The organism is Cellulosimicrobium sp. BMG9.23, from assembly GCF_059159985.1.
Window position 1 is genome coordinate 1 of the sequence record NZ_JBZGBZ010000011.1, and the last position, 19,261, is coordinate 19,261.

Sequence of the window (19,261 nt, forward strand, 5' to 3'; positions counted from 1 at the left end):
CCCTCAGCACGTCCCGGGCTTCTCTCGCGCACCCGGTGCGCCAGAGACCACGCCCCTCGCTGACGCACACCGCCACACGCCGAACCCCGGCTTATCTGCCATTTCACGCCCCGATGGCCGCACAACCCCGGGTTCGGCACCGTCACGACCAGCCGTAGGCCGCGACCCATCGCACGATCTCCGCGAAGTACACGGCCCGGGGCCCTGGGGCTGAGAGCGCGAGGTCGTGGATCCCGCCGGGGATGCGCACGACCGTGACCACGCGCCCGAGGTTCGACGCCCGCCGGGCGAGCGGCTCGACGTCGAGCACGATGTCCGCGCTGCGCATGTTCTCGGTCCACCGTGTGCTGAACAACGAGCGCTCGGCGAGCAGGACCAGGACCGGGCAGTCGACCGACAGCCCGCCGGCCACCTGCGCGTGGCCGGCGATGACGGCGCGCAGCCAGCCCGCTCGCACGGGGAACGACGGGACGGGGCGCCACGCGTCGTCGATCGTCCATGCCCCGTCCTCCCGGTCGCGCAGCGTCCGCGCGTAGTACCCGGGGTCGATGCTGGGCAGGGGAGTGCGGGGCTGGAACCTCGCGAGCTGCCGGATCGCCGGGCCTGACACCGTGCGCGCGACGGACGACCCCTGGAGCTCCAGCCAGGGGCTGTTGAGGACCAGCCCGCGCACCCGCCCGGGATGGCGGTGCGCCCACAGCGACGCCACGAGCCCTCCGGTCGAGTGGCCCATGAGCATCACGGCGACGTGGGCGCCGAGGTCTTCGTGGACGACCGCGAGAGCCGCTTCCAGGTCCTCGTCGTAGACGTCGAGGGAGTCGGCGTAGCCCGGGGTCTGGTGCGGCCGCAGGCTCCGCCCGTACTTGCGGAGGTCCAGCGCGTAGAACGCCGCTCCCTGCGCGTGCCAGAGCGCGGCGAGCTCCGTCTGGAAGAAGTAGTCGCTCCAGCCGTGCAGGTACAGCACGGCGCGCGCGGGCCGCACCGCCTCGGGTGTCGGCGGGGCGTAGCGGACGAGGGTCGCGACGACCGGCCCCTCGTCGTCGTCGTCGAGCGTGAGGGTGCGCCGCGCGTAGCCGTCGCCCAGGACGTCCGGCTCCCAGGCGGGCACGTCGGGCACGGGCGTCCTCCTCGGCCCGGTCAGAGGAGGGGCAGCATGCGGCCGAGGTCGGGCACCGCCTCGGACGTGTGCACGGGTGCCAGGGCCTTCGCGAGCCGGTCGACGTCGTACCGTTCGCGGCCCGTCGCGAGGCGCACCCACAGCAGCGGGTCGTGCACCTCGAGGCTCCAGCCCCCGCGCACGACCACGACGTGCAGCAGCTCGGCCGCGACCGCGTCGAGAGCGCCCGGGTCCACGGGATCGTCGTGGACCGCGGGGAACGACCGCGACAGGTCGTCGGCGTGCACGACGAGCTCGACGACCCGGGAGACCACCATGTCCTGGAGCGTGATCGGGCCACGGCGCGCCTGGACGACCCGCTCGTCGGCGAGCGCGTCGAGACGGGCGAAGGCCTGCGCTGCGCGGTCCTCGACCCCGCCGAGCCGGTCCGGGGCGAGCTCGGCGTCGAGGGTCCGCGTCGCCTCCGCGATCTCCTCCGCACGGTCGGGGTAGGTACCGAGGTACTCCGCGAACGACAGGGGCACCGTTCCCGGCGCGACCGGCCCGCACCGCGCCAGCGCCTCCATCACGCGGCCGAGGTGAGAGACGAGCTCGCCGACCGACCACTCGTCGAGGACGCTCGGCCGGTCCGCCGCGCGTCCCAGCTCGCCCCCGAGTCCGCGCAGCCAGCGGTCGAGCCGGTCCCACTGGGCGCGGAGATGGTCGGCGGCGGCGTCGACGTCGATGCTCATGCGCCCATCGTGCCCGCTCGGTGGGGCGCGACGCACGCCAGGTCGGCGTCCGTCGACGGGGAACGTCGTCGCGAAGGGCAACGTCTCAGTCGTGCGCGCGAGTGGGCTCCGGGAGGAACTCCGCGACGAGCGGCCCGAGCTGGTGGTGCTCGACGAGGAACCCGTCGTGGCCGAAGTCGCTGTGCAGGGTCCGCAGCGGTTCCGCACCGGGGATCCCCGCGGCGATCCGTGCGCAGTCGGCGGGCAGGAAGAGGCGGTCCGAGTCGACGGCGACGACCAGGGCCCGCGCGGTGATCGAGCCCAGCGCGGCCCCGACCCCACCGCGGTCGCGCCCGAGGTCGTGCGTGAGCATCGCCTGGGTGAGCACGAGGTAGGAGTTGGCGTCGAAGCGGCGCGCGAGCTTGTCGCCGTGGTGGTCGAGGTAGGACTGCACGGCGTATCGGCCGTCGGTGAACGGGTCCTCGCCGCCCTGCGGGATCCGGCCGAACCGGGTGTCGATCTCCAGGGCCGAGCGGTACGTGGCGTGCGCGATCTGACGGGCGAGCCCGAGGCCGACGTGCGGGCCGTCGCCGTCGGCGGCGTCGTAGTAGTCGCCGTCGCGGAACCGCGGGTCGGCCCTGATCGCGCCGATCTGCGGGTGCGCCCACGCGATCTGGTCACCGGTGGTCTGGGCTCCCGTGGCGATCGCCGCGATCGACTCGACACCGATGCCGGCCTCCGGGCCGAGGATCGCCCACTCGAGCACGCGGTGACCACCCATGGAGGCCCCGACGACGAGCGCCCACGACGTGACGCCGAGCGTGCGTGCGAGCTCGATCTCGACGGCGACCTGGTCGCGCGTCGTCACGCGCGGGAAGCGCCCGCCCCAGGGTGCGCCGTCGGGCGCGGTCGACGCCGGACCCGTGGTGCCCTGGCACCCGCCGAGGACGTTCGGGGCGACGACGAACCACCGGTCCGTGTCGATGGGCGCGCCCGGACCGATCAGGTCCTCCCACCAGCCCGCGGTGCGATGGCCGGCGCCGGCCGGCCCGCTCACGTGCGAGTCGCCCGTGAGGGCGTGCAGGACGAGGACCGCGTTCGAGCCGTCAGGGGCCAGCGTGCCCCACGTCTCGTACGCGACGTGCACGTCGGGCAGGCGCGCGCCGGACTCGAGGTCGAAGGTGCCGACGTCCGCGAAGAGGCGACGGCCGACGTCGTCCCCCTCGCGCCAGGCGCTGCTCGCCGGGACCGCTGTGGTGGCACGAGGGCGCGACGAGGGGACCGCGCTGCGCGGAGGTGCGGAGCGGGCCGGGCGGCGGGTCGGGGGGAGCTCGTCGGTCACGGGATTCACCGTCGGCCACTGTACGGCCGGGGCGCCGGCGGCGCCCCGGCTGTCCAGATGCGTCATCGTGGGCGCTCCGCGGTCACGCGTCCCGCGCGGACTTGGCGGCGGTGAAGCCGAGCTCGAGGTCCGCGAGGATGTCGTCGACGTGCTCGATCCCGACGGCGAGGCGTACGAGCCCCGGCGTGACCCCGGAGAGCGCCTGCTCCTCGGGCGTGAGCTGGCTGTGGGTCGTCGACGCCGGGTGGATGACGAGCGAGCGGACGTCGCCGATGTTCGCGACGTTCGAGTGGAGCTGCAGGGCGGAGACGAACGCCTGGCCCGCCGCTGCGCCGCCGTCGAGCTCGAACGCGAGCACCGCACCGGCGCCGCGCGGCAGGTACTTCTGGGCGTTGGCGTGCCAGGGGCTCGACGTCAGTCCGGCGTAGTGCACCGTGCGGACGTCGTCGCGCGCCTCGAGCCACTCGGCGACCCTCTGGGCGTTCGCGACGTGGCGCTCGACGCGGAGCGAGAGGGTCTCGATGCCCTGCGCGATGAGGAACGCGTTGAAGGGCGAGATCGCCGAGCCGAGGTCGCGCAGGAGCTGGACCCGCGCCTTGAGCACGTAGGCGAGGTTCGCGCCGAGAGCACCGCCCACGCCGAGGTCGCGCGCGTAGACGAGGCCGTTGTACGAGGGGTCCGGGGTGTTGAACCCGGGGAACCTCTCCGGGTCCTGCGCGAAGTCGAACGTGCCGCCGTCGACGACGACACCCCCGATCGCCGCGCCGTGCCCGCCGAGATACTTCGTCGCGGAGTGCACCACGACGTCGGCGCCGTGCTCGAGCGGGCGCAGCAGGTAGGGCGTCGCGACGGTGTTGTCGACGACCAGCGGGACGCCGATCTCGTGCGCGACCGCGGCCACCGTCTCGATGTCGAGGACGTCGGCCTGCGGGTTGGGGATCGTCTCGCCGAAGAACAGCTTGGTGTTCGGGCGGACGGCGTCGCGCCACGCCTGCGGGTCGTGCGGGTCGGCGACGAACGTCGTCTCGACGCCGAGCTTGGCGAGCGAGTACCGGAGCAGGTTGTACGTGCCGCCGTACAGGCTCGGAGAGGCGACCACGTGGTCTCCCGCCTCGGCGACGTTGAGGATCGCGAAGGTCGTCGCGGCCTGACCGGACGCGAGCAGCAGGGCCCCGACGCCGCCCTCGAGCGACGCGATCCGGTTCTCCACGACCTCCTGCGTCGGGTTGCCGATGCGCGTGTAGATGGGACCGAGGTCCTGGAGCGCGAACCGGTCGGCGGCGACGGACGCGTCGGGGAAGACGAAGGACGTCGTCTGGTAGATGGGCAGCGCGCGCGCCCCGGTGGTGGGGTCGGCGGACTGGCCGGCGTGGACCTGGCGGGTCTCGAAGGACCAGGCGGGTGACTGCTCGGTGCTCATGCTCTCGCTCCTGCGGGTCTCGATGACGGTGCCGGTGTCGGCGGGCGCGGGTGCGCCGGGGCGCCGCAGGGGAGGCACGACCCGGCCGCGGCGGAAGGGGCAGCGCACGGGGACGTGGTGCCCCGTCGTCGTGGGTGTCGCCGTCGTCGGCGGCACCGGCCACAGGGCAGGCGAACGTGCGCTGAGGTCAGCAACACATTCGACGGGTCATGGACCGACAGTAGGCACGTGTGACGCAGGGGGGAAAGCCCGTCTCGTCATGCGAGACCACATGTTGAGAAGCTCGTCGGGCTCTCGGATCGCGCGCCCGCGGACCGCCGGGCAGACTGCAACGGGCGGCGCGTCGTCTGTCAACCCGACGCGCCGCGCAGGCCGGCGCGGGTTCGACGACCGGTGCCGGAGGACGACGTCGCACGACGGGAGGGACGGCATGAGCGCATCGAGGCGCGGTCGCGCGGTCGCGACGAGCGCCGCGGCGACCCTCGCCCTCGCCCTCGGCCTGGGCGTCGGGTTCGCGCCCGCTGCGACGTCGGACCCCGCTCCCCCCGCGACGTCGGATCCGGCGCCCGCCTCTGACGAGGACGTGCGCTCCGCCCACGAGGACGTCGAGCGCGCGAGCGGCGACGTCGCGGCGATCGAGGCCGATCTCGCCGCACTGCGCGATCGCCGGTCGGACGCCCAGGCCGGCGTGCAGAGCGCCGCGGAGGACTACGCCGCGGCGCAGGCCGTGCTCGCGGAGGCGGACGCCGCCCTGCGCACGGCGCGCGACGACCTCGCGGTCGCCGAGGCGGCCGAGGGCGAGGCGCGCGCCACGCTCGGCGCACTCTTCCGTGCGTCCCGCCAGGGCGCAGAAGATCTCGACACGCTGCGCGCCGTGGTCGAGGCCGACGGCGTGGCGGAGGTCGTCGAGCGGGAGCAGGCCGGGCGGGTCGTCGGGCGGACGGCCAGCCGCGCGGTTGACAAGCACGCGACCGCGCGCGCCGTGGCGGACACCGCGCGAGCCCGCGCGGACGCGGCGCTCGAACACCAGCAGGAGGTCTCCGAGCGGGCGCGCGGCGCGCTCGCGACGGCCGAGCGGGCCGCTGCCGAGCTCGACGCCGCCGTCGCCGACGCGGCAGCGCGCCGCGAGACGCTCGTCGCCGAGCTGGCGCAGGCGCGCGCGACGACCGTCGAGGAGGAGCGGCGACGTCAGGACGCGCTCGACGCCGAGCAGGCCCGGGTCGACGAGGAACGGGCACGCGAGCGGGTAAGCGCGGGTGCGCACGCGCCGTCGGGCACGGACGAGGCGGCGAGCCCGCCGCCTGCGACGGTCCCGGCGACGCCGCCCGTCGCGACTGGACCAGCGGTGCCTGCCCCGACCGGACCTGCGGCGCCGCCCGCCGCGGCACCGGCACCGGCCCCCGCTCCCCAGCCGGCACCGGCCCCCGCTCCCCAGCCGGCCCCGGCCCCCGCCCCGCAGCCCGCCCCGGCTCCCCGGCCCGAGCCGCCACCGGCGACCGCTCCGCCCGGCACGACGGTCGGGAGCGCGACCCAGGGCCAGGCCGCCGTGGCGTGGGCCCGGACGAAGATCGGCTCGCCGTACGTGTTCGGCGGGACGGGGCCGGGCTACGACTGCTCGGGCCTGACGTCGCGCGCGTGGTCCGCTGCCGGTGTGGACATCACGCGGACGTCGCGGTCGCAGTACCAGCGCGTCGCGAAGATCGCGTACGCGCAGCTGCGCCCGGGTGACCTCGTGTTCTACGCAAACGACACCTCGGACCCGTCGACGATCCGGCACGTCGCGATCTACGCGGGCGGCGGCATGATGGTCGAGGCTCCGCAGCCTGGGGTGGACGTGCGCGAGGTGCCGATGCGCTGGGCCGACGCGATGCCCTACGCCGGTCGCCCGTAGCGCGCGACCTGGGTCGCGCACCGTCACGACCTGCGGCCGACGCGCGCGTCCTGGTGGGTGACGAGCCTGGACCCATGACCGACACGAAGCCGTCCCTGTCCCGCCCGGCCGCACCCACGGCGCTCGTCGTGACGGCTGCCGTCACGGCGTCCGCGACCCTGGTCGCCGGCGTCCTGCGGTGGGTCGGCCCACCGCCGGACGGGTACTCGGCGATCTTCGCGCCACTCTGGGTCGCGCCGGTCGCCGCGGCGCTCACGCTGCTCGCGCTTGCGGCGTCCACCGTCCGCAGGGCGTCGCCCCGGTCGTTCGCGGTCGGGCTCGGCTGGGTCGCCGTCGTCCTGCTCTTCTGGACGGCGGGAGGCCTCGCCCTCGACGCGTTCCGGGCGTTCTTCGCACTGACGGGGATCCCGGCGGGCGACTTCGCGGTGGTCGACGTCCCGGGGGCGCTGGTGCGCGCGCTCGGCGCGTCGACGGCGATCGTCGTGGTGCTGCACACGTGGTCGGCCGCCACGGCGGGAGCTGCGACGGTCCGCCGCCGGTGGCCGCGGACCGTCGCGCTGGTCATGTGCGTGCCGTACCCGGCGCTCAAGGTCTACTGGTGGCTGGGCGGTACGCTCGGAGCGCCCGAACCGCACACGGGGGGAGCGCCGGTGATGGAGCTCGCGTTGTTCGCGGCCGCGGCCCTCCTCGCGCTCGCGCTGACGCGCCGTCCGGTCCAGGGCCGGGTCGTGCGGGGCACGCTGCAGGTCGTCGGGTGGGTCGCCGCGTCCGCGGGCCTGACGATGGGCGCGCTCATGGTGTTCGGGACCGCCGCGCAGCTCCTCGGCCTGGACGACGGTCCGGTCGACCTCGGTGCCGGAGCCATCACCGCCGTCGTCGCCCTGACCTACGGCACGTGGCTCATGATCGGCGTGGCGCTCCTCGTCGCGACCCTGGACGCGCGCGACGCCGCAGCACGCCTCCCCGCCCGTGCCGGGATCCGGCACCGCTTCGGAACGGTCGCCGCCCGGTGACCGCGCGGTCGGCGCGCGGCGACGTGGTCCTCGCCGGGGTCTCGGCGCTCGTCCTGCTGCCCGCGACGTGCCTCATCGCCCTGGCTTCCCTCCCGGCGACGGAAGCCTGGGCCCTCGTCGGGCTCGCCACGCTCGCGCACGTCGCCTTCGTCGGCCGGCGGGCGGCCCCGGTGCTCTCGCACGCGGTCGTCGCCCTCGTCGTCGCGGGCCAGCTCACCGTGTCCGGCCTGTACTTCCTGCTGCCGTCGTCGCTCGTGTTCCTCCTCTCGGTCTACGCGTGCACGGTGTGGGGACCGCGCCCGCTCGGGCTGGTGACCGGAGTCGTCGGCGTGGCGGCGACCGTGCTCCGGTACCGGGAGGACCCGAGCGTGACCCAGTCCCCGGTCGGGCCGAGCCCGTGGCTCCTGGGCCTGCTCCTCGTCGCGCTCGTCGTGGTCGCCTGGACCATGGGTCTGCTCCGGCGGTCGCAGGAGCGGGTGCGCCTCGAGGCTCAGGCAGGGCGCGAGCGCGCGGAGGCGGAGCGCGAGGAGCGGGCGGCCCGCGCGGTGCTGGCGGAGCGCACGCGGATCGCCCGCGAGATGCACGACGTCGTCGCGCACTCGCTGTCGGTCGTCGTCGCCCAGGCGCGGGTGGGACGCGCGGACCCCGCGCGCGCCGCGCAGGCGCTGGAGGTCGTCGAGGAGACGGGACGCGAGGCGATGCGGGAGATGCGCGGGCTCGTGCACGTGCTGCGGGCCGAGCCGGGGGACGGGCTCGACGGCGCTCTGCCCTCCGCCCCGACACCGACGCTCCGCGACCTGCCCGGCCTGATCGAGCGCGTCCGAGCGACGGGGCGCACTGTGCGGGTCGACGAGTCGGGCCTGCCAGCGCCGCTCGGTCCGACGGCCGAGCTCGCGGCGTTCCGAACGGTCCAGGAGGCGCTGACCAACGGCGCCCGCCACGGTGTGCCCGGGTCGTCGTCGACGGTCAGGCTCACGTGGCACGAGGACAGGCTCGACCTGGAGGTCACCGACGTGCCGCCCGGCGCGGGACCGGACGCCGGCGTGCCCTCGGTGAACCGTCCCGGTCCTCGTCAGGGGCGTGAGCCCGGGACGACGCGCGGAGGCGGTCCCGGGGCCGGGCTCGGCCTCGTGGGCATGCGGGAGCGCGTCGAGGCGACGGGCGGGACGCTCGAGGTCCGCACGGATGGCGCATGGACGGTCGCCGCGAAGATCCCCGTCCCGGACCGTCCCTCGGCCCCGACCACGGCCACGCGGTCACGACCCGGGGGAGCACGATGATCCGCGTGCTGGTCGTCGACGACCAGGCGCTCGTCCGCGCCGGCGCCGTCGCCGTGATCGACGCCGCACCCGACCTGGTCGTGGTGGGCGAGGCGGGCGACGGGGCGCACGCGCTCACGGTCCAGCGGGAGCGGCGTGCGGACGTCGTCGTGATGGACGTGCGCATGCCGGTCATGGACGGGATCGAGACGACCCGGCGGATGCTGCAGGGGCCGATGCCATCGTGCCGCGTGCTCGTCCTGACCACGTTCGACGTCGACGAGTACGTCTACGCCGCGCTGCGTGCCGGAGCCTCCGGGTTCCTGCTCAAGGACGCGCCGACCCACGAGCTGTTGGCGGGGGTCCGCACGGTGCACCGCGGAGACGCCGTGATCGCGCCGTCGGCCACGCGGCGGCTCCTCGCCGAGGTCGTTCCGGCGCTCCCCGACGTCGCCGCGCGCGAGCGCGCCCTCGAGCCCTTCACGGAGCGCGAGCGCGACGTCGTCGCGCTGCTCGCCGACGGGTTGTCCAACGCGGAGATCGGGGCACGGCTCTTCCTCTCGGAGGCGACCGTCAAGACCCACGTGGGCCGGGTCCTCACCAAGCTGGGCCTGCGCGACCGCGTCCAGGTCGTCGTCTGGGCCTACCGGAACGGTCTGGTCCGCCCATGACCTGCCACAGACGACGGCCGCCCACCTCGCGAGGTGAGCGGCCGCCGTCGTGCGTCCCGGACGCCGGTGTCAGTGACCCGGCGTGTGGTACCCGGTGTCGATCGCGCGCTGCAGCGACCGCTCGATCTCGGCCTCGGCCTCGGTGCGGCCCACCCAGTGGGCGCCCTCGACGGACTTGCCGGGCTCGAGGTCCTTGTAGACCTCGAAGAAGTGCTGGATCTCGAGGCGGTGGAAGTCGGACACGTCGTCGATGTCCTGGCGCCACGCCGCGCGCTGGTCGCCCGTCGGGACGCACAACACCTTGTCGTCGCCGCCGGCCTCGTCGCGCATGCGGAACATGCCGAGCGCGCGGCAGCGGATGAGGCAGCCGGGGAACGTGGGCTCCTCCAGGAGGACGAGGGCGTCCAGCGGGTCGCCGTCCTCACCGAGGGTGCCCTCGATGAAGCCGTAGTCGTCGGGGTAGCGCGTCGACGTGAAGAGCATGCGGTCGAGACGGATCCGGCCGGTCGCGTGGTCGACCTCGTACTTGTTGCGCTGGCCCTTGGGGATCTCGATCGTGACGTCGAACTCCACTGCTGTCCTCCAGTCGTACCGGCACCGCGGTTCTCGGGCGGTGGCTGGTCGGGTTGATCGACGGACGACGCCGTCGTGCGGCTCCTAGTGTGACACGGGCACCCTCGTCGGAAGGGCTCAGGGGTGCGGGTGAACCCGGCCCGGTGAGTGATAATGCGCACGTGCTCGCGCCCGGTCCGGTCCTCGCCGCCGCCCGGCACGTCAGCACTGGACGTCACGAACGGGGGAGTCGCATGGGTTGGGGTACGCGCTTGGGGGTGACGCTCGGCGTCGTCATGGCGCTCACGGGGGGCTATCTCGTAGCGGACGCCGCCGACGTCGTCCCCGGCCTGCTCACGACGGAGCCCCTCCCGCCCGAGCCCGCACCCTTCCCCGACGCGCCCGGCGCGGTGGCCGCGCCCCCGCTCGTCGCCGGGCTCCCTGTCCTCGACGACGCGGCGCCCGTCCCGGCGGCCGGGACCGTCCAGGAGCTCACCGACGCGCTCGTGGCGGACCAGCGCCTCGGCCCTCGCGTGGGCGCGCTCGTGCTCGACGCGACGACGGGCGAGGTGCTCGGCGAGGCGGGTGCGGGAACGGGTCACGTCCCGGCGTCGACGATCAAGGTGCTCACGGCGGCCGCCGCGCTCACGTCCCCCGGCCCGCACACCACGCTCACCACGCGCGCGGTCCTCGAGGGCCAGGACACGGTCGTGCTCGTCGGCGGGGGCGACATGATGCTCGCCGCAGGTGCCGGCGACCCCACGGCGGTCAACGGTCGCGCCGGGCTCGCGGACCTCGCCGCGCAGGTGTCCGAGGAGCTGCGCCTCACGGGCCGCACGACCGTGACCCTCCATCTCGACGACACGTACTTCACCGGACCCGCCGTCAACCCTGCCGTGTTCCCCGGCAACGTCCCCGCGGGGTACATCGCACCGGTCGCGGCGCTCGCCGTCGACATCGCGCGCCTGGAGGACGAGGAGTACGCGCGTCGTGCCGAGGACCCGGCCCTCGCCGCGGCGCAGGCGTTCGCGACAGCGCTCGCCGAGCAGGGCATCACCGTGTCGGGAGACCCGGTCCGTGCGCCCGCGCCCGACGACGGCCGCGTGGTCGGCGAGGTCGAGTCGGCTCCGCTGGGGGACGTCGTCGACTACTTCCTCCAGCACTCCGACAACACGATCACCGAGGTCGTGGGGCGCGTCGTCGCCCTCGACGCGGGCCTGCCCGGCTCGGCCGAGGGCGCGACGCAGGCCGTGCGCGCCGCGGCGGAACGGCTCGGCGTCGACCTCACGGGGGCAGTGCTCGCGGACTGCTCGGGGCTCGGCGACGGGTCGTCGCTCACCCCGCGTCAGCTCGCCGACGTCGTGCGGCTGCTCGCCGACCCGGCCCACCCGGGGCTGCGTCCCGCCGCCGTCGGGCTGCCGGTCGCCGGGCTCTCGGGCACGCTCGACGACCGCTTCCTCGACAACGCGGGCCGCGGCGTCGTGCGCGCGAAGACGGGCAGCCTGCCGAACGTCACGTCGCTCGCGGGGACCGTCGTCACCGCCGACGACCGCCAGCTCGTCTTCGCGCTCATGACCGACGCCGTGCCCGACGGCGGCACGTACGGCGCGCGCATCATCCTCGACGACTTCGTCGGCTCGCTCGCGGAGTGCGGCTGCACCGGCTGACCCGGTTGACCCGGCGGCTCAGGTGGCGCCCGATGTTCCGTCGTCGGCCAGCCAGTCCTCGACCTCGAGGCCTGGCACCCGGGAGAACTCACCGACGTTGCTCGTCACCATCACGAGCCCGAGCGACCGCGCGTGGCCGGCGAGGAGCGCGTCGGAGGGCCCGATCGGCATCCCCCGGTCGGCCAGGATCGCCCGGATCCTGCCCGCGTGCATCGCTGCCAGGCTGTCGAGAGGGGTCACCTCTACGAGAGACAGCAGTCCGTCGACGGCCTGACGGTTGCGCTGGGCGTCCCGGGACCGCTCGACGCCGTGCTCGAGCTCCATCTCGCTGACGGTGGAGACGGCGACGCGCCCCTCGGCCTGCCGGAGCCGTGCGCGGGCCGAGTCCCCACGGCCGCGCAGCAACGCGATGAGGACGTTCGTGTCGAGCAGGTAGAGCGAGCTCACAGGGTGTCGCGCTCGTCCGCGGACCCCTGGTCCCGACCATCGAGGAAGTCGTTCGTGGCTCGCAGGCCGTGCTCGAACCACTCGTCCCACCCGGTACCCGCCGGGGTGATCACCCGCGCGCGTCCGACCGCCCGGACGTCGACCTCGCGGACGTCGTCGGGCATCGCGACCGCTCGGGGGAGCCTCACAGCCTGCGTGCGATTGTTCCGGAAGACTTTCGTCCGGACCATGGTGCCCCTCCCTGTGCGCCTCCGCAGGAACGTCTCTCCGCGGTGGATATACCGCAAGGATATACCGCGGTTGGCGGAGCGGGTATCCCTCCCGCGCGTTCTCGTCGAAGACCCTGTGGCCGCGTCGGGGCTACCGTGGAGCGGTGACGCTCGTCGAGAAGCCCGACCGCCCGTCCGTCGGGCCGTCGATCGTGGACTGGTCCGCCGCAGCGCAGGTCGCGGGACGGCTCGCGCGCCCCGGCCCGCAGGCGACGCGCGACGAGCTCGCGGACCTCGTCGACGGGCTGCGGGACGCGGCGGCGCGCGCGGTGCCGCACGTGCTCGACGTGACGCGCATGACGCCCGCCGGCGTCGCGCGCCCGGCAGAGCTCGGGTCGGTGTTCGTCGTGGACCGGGCGCGCTGGGCGCAGGCCAACACCGAGATCATGGCGTCGCTCACCGCGGGGGTCGCGGACGCCCTGCTCTCCGACGGCTCCGACCGCACGCCGCGCGTGCCGCAGGCGACGGCGCTCGTCGGCGCCGCGCAGGTCGGGTCCGTGCTCGCCGTGCTCGCGAGCCGCGTGCTCGGGCAGTTCGACCCGTACAGCGGCTCGGCCGCTTCGGCCGCCCCGGTCGAGGCGGGCCGCGCGTCCGACGGCGGGCCCGACGACGCGACGGTGGGCGAGGGGCCCGGTCGCCTCGTGCTCGTCGCGCCCAACGTGCTGCAGGTCGAGCGCGCGCTCGACCTCCGCCCGGCCGATTTCCGCCTCTGGGTGTGCCTGCACGAGCAGACGCACGCGCTGCAGTTCGCGACGGCGCCCTGGCTCGCGGCGCACCTGCGCGAGCGGGCCGGGCGCCTGCTCACGGACCTGTCCGCGTCCTCGCGCCGCCTCGCCGAGGCGCGGCTGGGGGAGAAGCTGCGGACCGTCGGCCGCGCGGTGCTCGACGCCGTGCGCGGCGAGGGTGGCACGCTCGTCCACGGGTTCCTCACCGACGACGAGCGCCGCCAGCTCGAGGACGTCTCGGCGGTCATGGCGCTGCTCGAGGGGCACGCCGATGTCGCGATGGACGCCGTCGGGCCGCGGACGGTCCGCACGGTGCGCAGCATCCGCCGGAAGTTCGAGGCGCGGCGCGACGGCGCGGGCGCGTCGGGGGCGGACGTCGTGCTGCGCCGCGTCCTCGGGATGGACGCCAAGATCGCGCAGTACCGCGACGGCGCCGCGTTCGTGCGCGCCGTCGAGAGGGACGTGGGTCGCGACGGCTTCAACGCCGTGTGGGCCGCGCCCGAGAACCTGCCGACCGCCCGCGAGATCGCCGACGCGCGCGCCTGGGTGCGCCGCGTCCACGGCTGAGCCCGGTGGGCGGACCCGCGCCCGTCGTGGCGGACGCGCGCCGCGCGGTGCGGACGGCGCTCGTGGACCTCGCCGCCGGCGACCTCGTGCTCGTCGCGTGCTCGGGCGGGGCGGACTCGACGGCGCTCGCGGCGGCGACGGCGTTCGTCGCGCCGCGCGTCGGGCTGCGGGCGGGTGCGGTCGTCGTCGACCACGGGCTCCAGGAGGGCAGCGCGGAGGTCGCGGCCGTCGCGGCCGACCGGTGCCGTGGGCTCGGGCTCGACCCCGTCGAGGTGCGCCGCGTCGTCGTGCCGGTGTCCGGGGCGGGACCGGAGGCCGACGCGCGCGACGCCCGGTACGCGGCGCTCGACGCCGCGGCCACCGCGCTCGGCGCCGCGGCGGTCCTGCTCGGTCACACGCTCGACGACCAGGCCGAGACGGTCCTGCTCGGCCTCGCGCGCGGCGCCGGCGCGCGGTCGCTCGCCGGCATGGCGCCGCGCCGCGGGGTCCTGCGGCGCCCGTTCCTGGGGCTGCGCCGTGCCGACACCGAGGCGGTGTGCCGGACGCTCGGCCTCGACTGGTGGGACGACCCGACCAACGGTGTGTCGGGGCCACAGGTCATCGGGGTGTCCTCTCGCCCTGGCACGAGCGTGCCGCTGCGCTCCCGCGTGCGCGCCACCGTCGTCCCGGCGCTCGTCGAGGTGCTCGGCCCGGGCGCCGTGCCGGGGCTCGCCCGCACCGCCGACCTGCTGCGCGACGACGCCGACCTTCTCGACGCGCTCGCCGCCGGCCTCCTCGCCCGCGCCCTCGTGCCCGACGACGCACCCGACGTCCGCGGTGACGTGCCCGCGGTCGAGGTGGTGGAGCTGGACCTCGCGGCGCTCGCCGCGGCGCACCCCGCGCTGCGACGACGCGCCCTGCGCGCCGCGGCGCTGCGGGCGGGCTGCCCGGCGAGCGACCTCTTCGCGGTGCACGTCGACGCGCTCGACGCGCTCGTCGTCGGCTGGCGCGGGCAGGGTGCCGTGCACCTGCCGGGCGACCTCCGGGGGTACCGGTCGTGTGGCAGGCTTGCTCTCGGTCCTCCGGGGCCACCCTTCCGCACGGACCCGGCACCGACCACTGCCCCCACCCCTGCACCCCAGACCTAGGAGCGTCACCCGTGGAAGCATCGGACGTCGCAGGCGACCTCGAGAACGTGCTGCTCACCGAGGAGCAGCTCGCCCAGAGGCTCGACGAGATCGCCGCGCAGATCGACCGGGACTACGCGGGCAAGGACTTGCTGCTCGTCGGTGTGCTCAAGGGAGCGGTCATGGTCATGGCCGACCTCGCGCGCCGCCTGAGCCACCCCGTCGAGATGGACTGGATGGCGGTGTCGTCGTACGGCTCGGGGACCAAGTCGTCGGGCGTGGTGCGCATCCTCAAGGACCTCGACGCCGACCTGACGGGCCGCAACGTGCTCATCGTCGAGGACATCATCGACTCGGGCCTCACGCTCTCCTGGCTCCTGTCGAACCTGCGCTCGCGCGGCCCGGAGTCGGTCGAGATCGCGGCGATGCTGCGCAAGCCCGACGCCGCGAAGACCGACGTCGACGTCCGCTACGTCGGGTTCGACATCCCCAACGAGTTCGTCGTCGGGTACGGCCTCGACTACGCCGAGAAGTACCGCAACCTGCCGTTCGTCGGCACCCTCGCGCCGCACGTCTACTCGGCCTGAGGCGCGTCCCTGCCCGACGCCGCACGGTCGCCCTCGCGGACGGCCGTGCGGTGCGCCCGTCCACGCCCTGGGCGAACAGGGCCCTGAAGCACAGCGGACGTCAAGGTCCAGCGTGTAGTTTCGAGCCCGAACACTTGCGCGAGCGGAGGGATCCGGGGCGCGCGCCCCGTCGCCGATGAACATCAAGAAGATTCTCAGTGGGCCGATCGTCTGGATCGTGCTCGGCCTCGTCATCCTCTGGATCGCCTTCACGACGCTGTCGCGACCGACGGTCCAGCGCATCGACACGTCCGCGGGGCTCGAGCTCCTGACCGGCGACACCGTCGACCAGGCGCTCATCGTCGACGGCGACCAGCGCGTGCGCCTGACGCTGTCCGAGAACTACGTGACCGACGAGGGCACGGACGACGAGCACGACTTCGGCACCAACGTGGAGTTCTTCTACGTCGCGCCGCAGGGCGAGGCCGTCGTGGACGCCGTCGTGGCCGCCGAGCCGGCGGACGGGTACAACTCGGAGGTCGCGCAGCCGTCGTTCTGGTCGTCGCTGCTCGGGCTGCTCATCCCGTTCCTCATCATCGGCGTGCTGTTCTGGTTCCTGCTGTCCCGGATGCAGGGCGGCGGCTCGCGCGTCATGGGCTTCGGCAAGTCGAAGGCGAAGCTCGTCTCGAAGGACACGCCGCAGGTGACGTTCTCCGACGTCGCCGGTGCGGACGAGGCCGTCGAGGAGCTCCACGAGATCAAGGAGTTCCTCGCCGAGCCCGACAAGTTCCAGGCCGTCGGCGCGAAGATCCCCAAGGGCGTGCTGCTCTACGGGCCTCCCGGGACCGGCAAGACGCTGCTCGCGCGTGCCGTCGCGGGCGAGGCCGGCGTCCCCTTCTACACGATCTCGGGCTCGGACTTCGTCGAGATGTTCGTCGGCGTCGGCGCGAGCCGCGTGCGCGACCTGTTCAACCAGGCCAAGGAGAACTCGCCGGCGATCATCTTCGTCGACGAGATCGACGCCGTCGGCCGGCACCGCGGTGCGGGCATGGGCGGCGGGCACGACGAGCGCGAGCAGACGCTCAACCAGCTCCTCGTCGAGATGGACGGGTTCGACGTCAAGACGAACGTCATCCTCATCGCGGCGACGAACCGCCCCGACATCCTCGACCCCGCGCTCCTGCGCCCGGGCCGGTTCGACCGCCAGATCGCCGTCGAGGCGCCCGACCTCAAGGGCCGCGAGGCGATCCTGCGCGTGCACGCGCAGGGCAAGCCGATCGTCCCCGAGATCGACCTCCTGGCCGTCGCGCGCCGCACCCCGGGCTTCACGGGCGCCGACCTCGCGAACGTGCTCAACGAGGCCGCGCTGCTCACCGCGCGCAGCGGCGCCCAGCTCATCGACGACCGCGCGCTCGACGAGGCGATCGACCGCGTCGTCGCAGGCCCGCAGAAGCGCACGCGCGTGATGAACGTCAAGGAGCAGAAGATCACGGCGTACCACGAGGGCGGCCACGCCCTCGTCGCGGCGGCGATGCGCTACACGGACCCCGTCACGAAGGTGACGATCCTGCCGCGCGGCCGCGCCCTCGGGTACACGATGGTCATGCCGACCGAGGACAAGTACTCGACGACGCGCAACGAGCTGCTCGACCAGCTCGCCTACGCGATGGGCGGGCGTGTGGCCGAGGAGCTCGTGTTCCACGACCCCACGACGGGCGCCTCGAACGACATCGAGAAGGCCACCGCGATCGCGAAGAAGATGGTCACCGAGTACGGCATGAGCGAGCGCGTCGGCGCGATCAAGCTCGGCACGGGCTCGGGCGAGCCGTTCATGGGCCGCGACATGGGGCACACGCGCGACTACTCCGAGTCGGTCGCCGGCACGGTCGACCACGAGGTGCGCAAGCTCGTCGAGGCCGCGCACGACGAGGCGTGGGAGGTGCTCACGCAGTACCGCGACGTGCTCGACGCGCTCGTGCTCGAGCTGCTGGACAAGGAGACGCTCAACCAGGCGGAGCTCGCCCGGGTCTTCGAGCCGGTGACCAAGCGCGACGCCCGCGACGTGTGGCTGTCGAGCGAGCAGCGCTCCGTCTCGCAGCGCGGACCGGTCCTCACCGACGCCGAGAAGGCCGCGCAGAACGGCCACCCGGTGATCCCGCAGGACGAGGCCGCGGCGGCGAACGACGAGCTCCCGCCGGAGCGCATCGGCGAGGTCCCCGCGAGCTCCCCGCTCGACCGTGCCCTCGGCGGTGCCGAGACCGGCGGCGGCGTGAACGACGCCGCCGGGCCGGGGCAGGTCTGATGACCACGGACGCCGCCCCGAGCGGCATCAACCGCTCGCGGTCGGCCGAGGACCTGCGTGCCCCCGTGGACGTGCCCCCGTACGACGCCGAACGGGCCGAGGCCGCCGTGCGCGAGCTGCTGCTCGCCGTCGGCGAGGACCCGGAGCGAGAGGGTCTGCGCGAGACGCCGGCGCGGGTCGCGCGCGCCTACCGCGAGATCTTCGCGGGGCTGCGCCAGGAGCCGGGCGACGTCCTCACGACGACGTTCGACCTCGGCCACGAGGAGATGGTGCTCGTCAAGGACATCGAGGTGTACTCGACGTGCGAGCACCACCTCGTGCCGTTCCACGGCGTCGCGCACGTCGGCTACATCCCGAACGTCGACGGTCGCATCACCGGGCTGTCGAAGCTCGCGCGCCTCGTCGACGTCTACGCGCGGCGGCCGCAGGTCCAGGAGCGCCTCACGTCGCAGGTCGCCGACGCGCTCGTCGAGCACCTGCAGCCGCGCGGCGCCATCGTCGTCGTGGAGTGCGAGCACCTGTGCATGTCCATGCGCGGCGTGCGCAAGCCGGGGTCGCGCACCGTCACGTCGGCGGTCCGCGGCCAGATGCGCGACGCCGCGACCCGCGCCGAGGCGATGAGCCTCATCCTGGGCCGCTGACCGTATGAGTCACGACGGCGCGCCACGCCGGCCGCGGTCGCGCGCGGTCGCCGGCCTCGAGGAGCTCGCCGGCCTGGACCGGACGCTCGTCATGGGCGTCGTCAACGTCACGCCCGACTCGTTCTCCGACGGCGGCGAGTGGTACGAGCCCGACGCCGCGGTCGCGCACGGGCGCGAGCTCCTCGACGAGGGCGCCGACCTCCTCGACGTCGGCGGCGAGTCGACGCGACCGGGGTCGAGCCGCGTCCCGGTGGAGGAGGAGCTGGCGCGCGTCCTGCCGGTCGTGGCCGCGCTCGCGGCGGACGGGGCGGTCGTGTCGGTCGACACCACGCGCGCCGTGGTCGCCGAGCAGGCCGTCGCGGCAGGAGCCCGGATCGTCAACGACGTCTCGGGGGGCCTCGCCGACCCGGACATGGCGGGGGTCGTCGCGCGCACCGGCGTCGCCTACGTGTGCATGCACTGGCGCGGTCATGCCGACGTCATGGACGACCTCGAGGACTACGACGACGTCGTCACGGACGTGCGCGCCGAGCTCGCCGCCCGGCTCGAGGCGCTGCACACGGCGGGGGTGCGTCGGGAGCAGGTGATCCTCGACCCGGGCCTCGGGTTCTCGAAGTCGGGAGCGTCCAACTGGCCGCTCCTCGCGCGGCTGGGGGAGCTCGAGGACCTCGGCCTGCCGGTGCTCGTCGGAGCGTCCCGCAAGCGGTTCCTGGGCCATCTCCTCGCGGGCCCGGACGGGCAGGCGGTCCCGCCCCTGGCGCGCGACGACGCGACCGCCGCGGTCACGACGCTCGCGGCTGCGGCCGGGGCGTGGTGCGTGCGCGTCCACGCCGTCCGCGCGTCGGCCGACGCGGTCCGCGTCGTGGCGGCCTGGGCCCGGGCGCGCGCCGTCGTCCCCGGTGCTGCGGTGGACGGGGACTCGACGGAGCGGCCCGCGACCTAGCAGGATGGGCGGCGGCGGCACGACAGCGCCGTGAGTGACAGCATCGACAGCGA

The 19,261-nt window shown here is 74.6% G+C and carries 18 protein-coding genes; 11 read left to right on the top strand and 7 right to left on the bottom strand.

Annotated features, from left to right (window positions below; genetic code table 11):
• Positions 1-142: 142 nt before the first annotated feature.
• The 4 genes from AC4H2G_RS18750 to AC4H2G_RS18765 form a co-directional block, all read right to left on the bottom strand.
• Positions 143-1,117: an alpha/beta hydrolase gene (locus tag AC4H2G_RS18750; RefSeq protein ID WP_494367254.1), complete on the bottom strand. Its 975-nt coding sequence runs from the start codon at positions 1,115-1,117 to the stop codon at positions 143-145.
• 20 nt (positions 1,118-1,137) lie between these two features.
• The gene (locus AC4H2G_RS18755) at positions 1,138-1,848 is read right to left on the bottom strand and encodes a maleylpyruvate isomerase N-terminal domain-containing protein (RefSeq protein WP_494367255.1); all 711 of its coding nucleotides are present in this window, start codon (positions 1,846-1,848) and stop codon (positions 1,138-1,140) included.
• Positions 1,849-1,933: 85 nt separating this feature from the next.
• On the bottom strand, positions 1,934-3,169 hold the full coding sequence (gene metX / locus AC4H2G_RS18760) for a homoserine O-acetyltransferase MetX (RefSeq protein ID WP_494367256.1): 1,236 nt from the start codon (positions 3,167-3,169) through the stop codon (positions 1,934-1,936).
• Between the two features lie 82 nt (positions 3,170-3,251).
• A complete protein-coding gene (locus AC4H2G_RS18765; RefSeq protein WP_494367257.1) occupies positions 3,252-4,589 on the bottom strand; it encodes a bifunctional o-acetylhomoserine/o-acetylserine sulfhydrylase in 1,338 nt (445 codons plus the stop codon).
• Between the two features lie 430 nt (positions 4,590-5,019).
• Between AC4H2G_RS18765 and AC4H2G_RS18770 the strand changes: the two genes are divergently transcribed.
• The 4 genes from AC4H2G_RS18770 to AC4H2G_RS18785 all read left to right on the top strand — a co-directional run bounded on the left by AC4H2G_RS18770 (position 5,020) and on the right by AC4H2G_RS18785 (position 9,423).
• Positions 5,020-6,480 (top strand): C40 family peptidase, encoded by a 1,461-nt coding sequence (locus AC4H2G_RS18770; RefSeq protein WP_494367258.1) that lies wholly within the window; start codon positions 5,020-5,022, stop codon positions 6,478-6,480.
• Between the two features lie 74 nt (positions 6,481-6,554).
• The gene (locus tag AC4H2G_RS18775; RefSeq protein WP_494367259.1) at positions 6,555-7,493 is read left to right on the top strand and encodes a hypothetical protein; all 939 of its coding nucleotides are present in this window, start codon (positions 6,555-6,557) and stop codon (positions 7,491-7,493) included.
• Complete coding sequence (locus AC4H2G_RS18780; protein WP_494367260.1) at positions 7,490-8,773, top strand: sensor histidine kinase; 1,284 nt, start codon at positions 7,490-7,492, stop codon at positions 8,771-8,773. Before AC4H2G_RS18775 ends, AC4H2G_RS18780 begins: the two co-directional genes overlap by 4 nt.
• On the top strand, positions 8,770-9,423 hold the full coding sequence (locus tag AC4H2G_RS18785; RefSeq protein WP_494367261.1) for a response regulator: 654 nt from the start codon (positions 8,770-8,772) through the stop codon (positions 9,421-9,423). Before AC4H2G_RS18780 ends, AC4H2G_RS18785 begins: the two co-directional genes overlap by 4 nt.
• Positions 9,424-9,492: 69 nt before the next feature.
• Here the strand turns inward: AC4H2G_RS18785 and AC4H2G_RS18790 are convergent, their stop codons facing one another.
• Positions 9,493-9,996: an inorganic diphosphatase gene (locus AC4H2G_RS18790; RefSeq protein WP_251150123.1), complete on the bottom strand. Its 504-nt coding sequence runs from the start codon at positions 9,994-9,996 to the stop codon at positions 9,493-9,495.
• Between the two features lie 233 nt (positions 9,997-10,229).
• On the opposite strand from AC4H2G_RS18790, the gene dacB reads away from it, so the two are divergent.
• Positions 10,230-11,642 (top strand): D-alanyl-D-alanine carboxypeptidase/D-alanyl-D-alanine endopeptidase, encoded by a 1,413-nt coding sequence (gene dacB, locus AC4H2G_RS18795; protein ID WP_494367262.1) that lies wholly within the window; start codon positions 10,230-10,232, stop codon positions 11,640-11,642.
• 18 nt (positions 11,643-11,660) lie between these two features.
• Here the strand turns inward: dacB and AC4H2G_RS18800 are convergent, their stop codons facing one another.
• Together AC4H2G_RS18800 and vapB are read right to left on the bottom strand one after the other, a co-directional pair.
• Positions 11,661-12,089, bottom strand: a complete 429-nt coding sequence (locus tag AC4H2G_RS18800) for a type II toxin-antitoxin system VapC family toxin (protein ID WP_494367263.1) — start codon at positions 12,087-12,089, stop codon at positions 11,661-11,663.
• Positions 12,086-12,277: a type II toxin-antitoxin system VapB family antitoxin gene (vapB, locus tag AC4H2G_RS18805; RefSeq protein ID WP_494367264.1), complete on the bottom strand. Its 192-nt coding sequence runs from the start codon at positions 12,275-12,277 to the stop codon at positions 12,086-12,088. The genes AC4H2G_RS18800 and vapB overlap by 4 nt, the downstream gene beginning before the upstream one ends.
• 185 nt (positions 12,278-12,462) lie before the next feature.
• Between vapB and AC4H2G_RS18810 the strand changes: the two genes are divergently transcribed.
• From AC4H2G_RS18810 to folP, 6 genes are all read left to right on the top strand, one after another.
• Positions 12,463-13,650, top strand: coding sequence for a zinc-dependent metalloprotease (locus tag AC4H2G_RS18810; RefSeq protein WP_494367265.1), 1,188 nt, complete (start codon positions 12,463-12,465; stop codon positions 13,648-13,650).
• Positions 13,651-13,655: 5 nt separating this feature from the next.
• Positions 13,656-14,777 (top strand): tRNA lysidine(34) synthetase TilS, encoded by a 1,122-nt coding sequence (gene tilS, locus AC4H2G_RS18815; protein ID WP_494367266.1) that lies wholly within the window; start codon positions 13,656-13,658, stop codon positions 14,775-14,777.
• A gap of 11 nt (positions 14,778-14,788) precedes the next feature.
• Positions 14,789-15,343 (top strand): hypoxanthine phosphoribosyltransferase, encoded by a 555-nt coding sequence (gene hpt, locus AC4H2G_RS18820; RefSeq protein WP_494367267.1) that lies wholly within the window; start codon positions 14,789-14,791, stop codon positions 15,341-15,343.
• 175 nt (positions 15,344-15,518) lie between these two features.
• A complete protein-coding gene (gene ftsH / locus AC4H2G_RS18825; RefSeq protein ID WP_494367268.1) occupies positions 15,519-17,624 on the top strand; it encodes an ATP-dependent zinc metalloprotease FtsH in 2,106 nt (701 codons plus the stop codon).
• A complete protein-coding gene (gene folE, locus AC4H2G_RS18830) occupies positions 17,624-18,265 on the top strand; it encodes a GTP cyclohydrolase I FolE (protein WP_494367269.1) in 642 nt (213 codons plus the stop codon). Before ftsH ends, folE begins: the two co-directional genes overlap by 1 nt.
• Positions 18,266-18,269: 4 nt before the next feature.
• Positions 18,270-19,208: a dihydropteroate synthase gene (gene folP, locus AC4H2G_RS18835; RefSeq protein WP_494367270.1), complete on the top strand. Its 939-nt coding sequence runs from the start codon at positions 18,270-18,272 to the stop codon at positions 19,206-19,208.
• The last annotated feature ends 53 nt before the right edge of the window (positions 19,209-19,261 follow it).

What these genes read in the sequence shown, in the direction of transcription:
- dacB (WP_494367262.1), top strand. Translation starts at nt 10,230, where the DNA reads ATGGGTTGGGGTACGCGCTTGGGGGTGACGCTCGGCGTCGTCATGGCG.
- AC4H2G_RS18755 (WP_494367255.1), bottom strand. Translation starts at nt 1,848, where the DNA reads ATGAGCATCGACGTCGACGCCGCCGCCGACCATCTCCGCGCCCAGTGG.
- AC4H2G_RS18785 (WP_494367261.1), top strand. Translation starts at nt 8,770, where the DNA reads ATGATCCGCGTGCTGGTCGTCGACGACCAGGCGCTCGTCCGCGCCGGC.
- folP (WP_494367270.1), top strand. Translation starts at nt 18,270, where the DNA reads ATGAGTCACGACGGCGCGCCACGCCGGCCGCGGTCGCGCGCGGTCGCC.
- folE (WP_494367269.1), top strand. Translation starts at nt 17,624, where the DNA reads ATGACCACGGACGCCGCCCCGAGCGGCATCAACCGCTCGCGGTCGGCC.
- ftsH (WP_494367268.1), top strand. Translation starts at nt 15,519, where the DNA reads ATGAACATCAAGAAGATTCTCAGTGGGCCGATCGTCTGGATCGTGCTC.
- AC4H2G_RS18770 (WP_494367258.1), top strand. Translation starts at nt 5,020, where the DNA reads ATGAGCGCATCGAGGCGCGGTCGCGCGGTCGCGACGAGCGCCGCGGCG.
- AC4H2G_RS18775 (WP_494367259.1), top strand. Translation starts at nt 6,555, where the DNA reads ATGACCGACACGAAGCCGTCCCTGTCCCGCCCGGCCGCACCCACGGCG.
- AC4H2G_RS18765 (WP_494367257.1), bottom strand. Translation starts at nt 4,589, where the DNA reads ATGAGCACCGAGCAGTCACCCGCCTGGTCCTTCGAGACCCGCCAGGTC.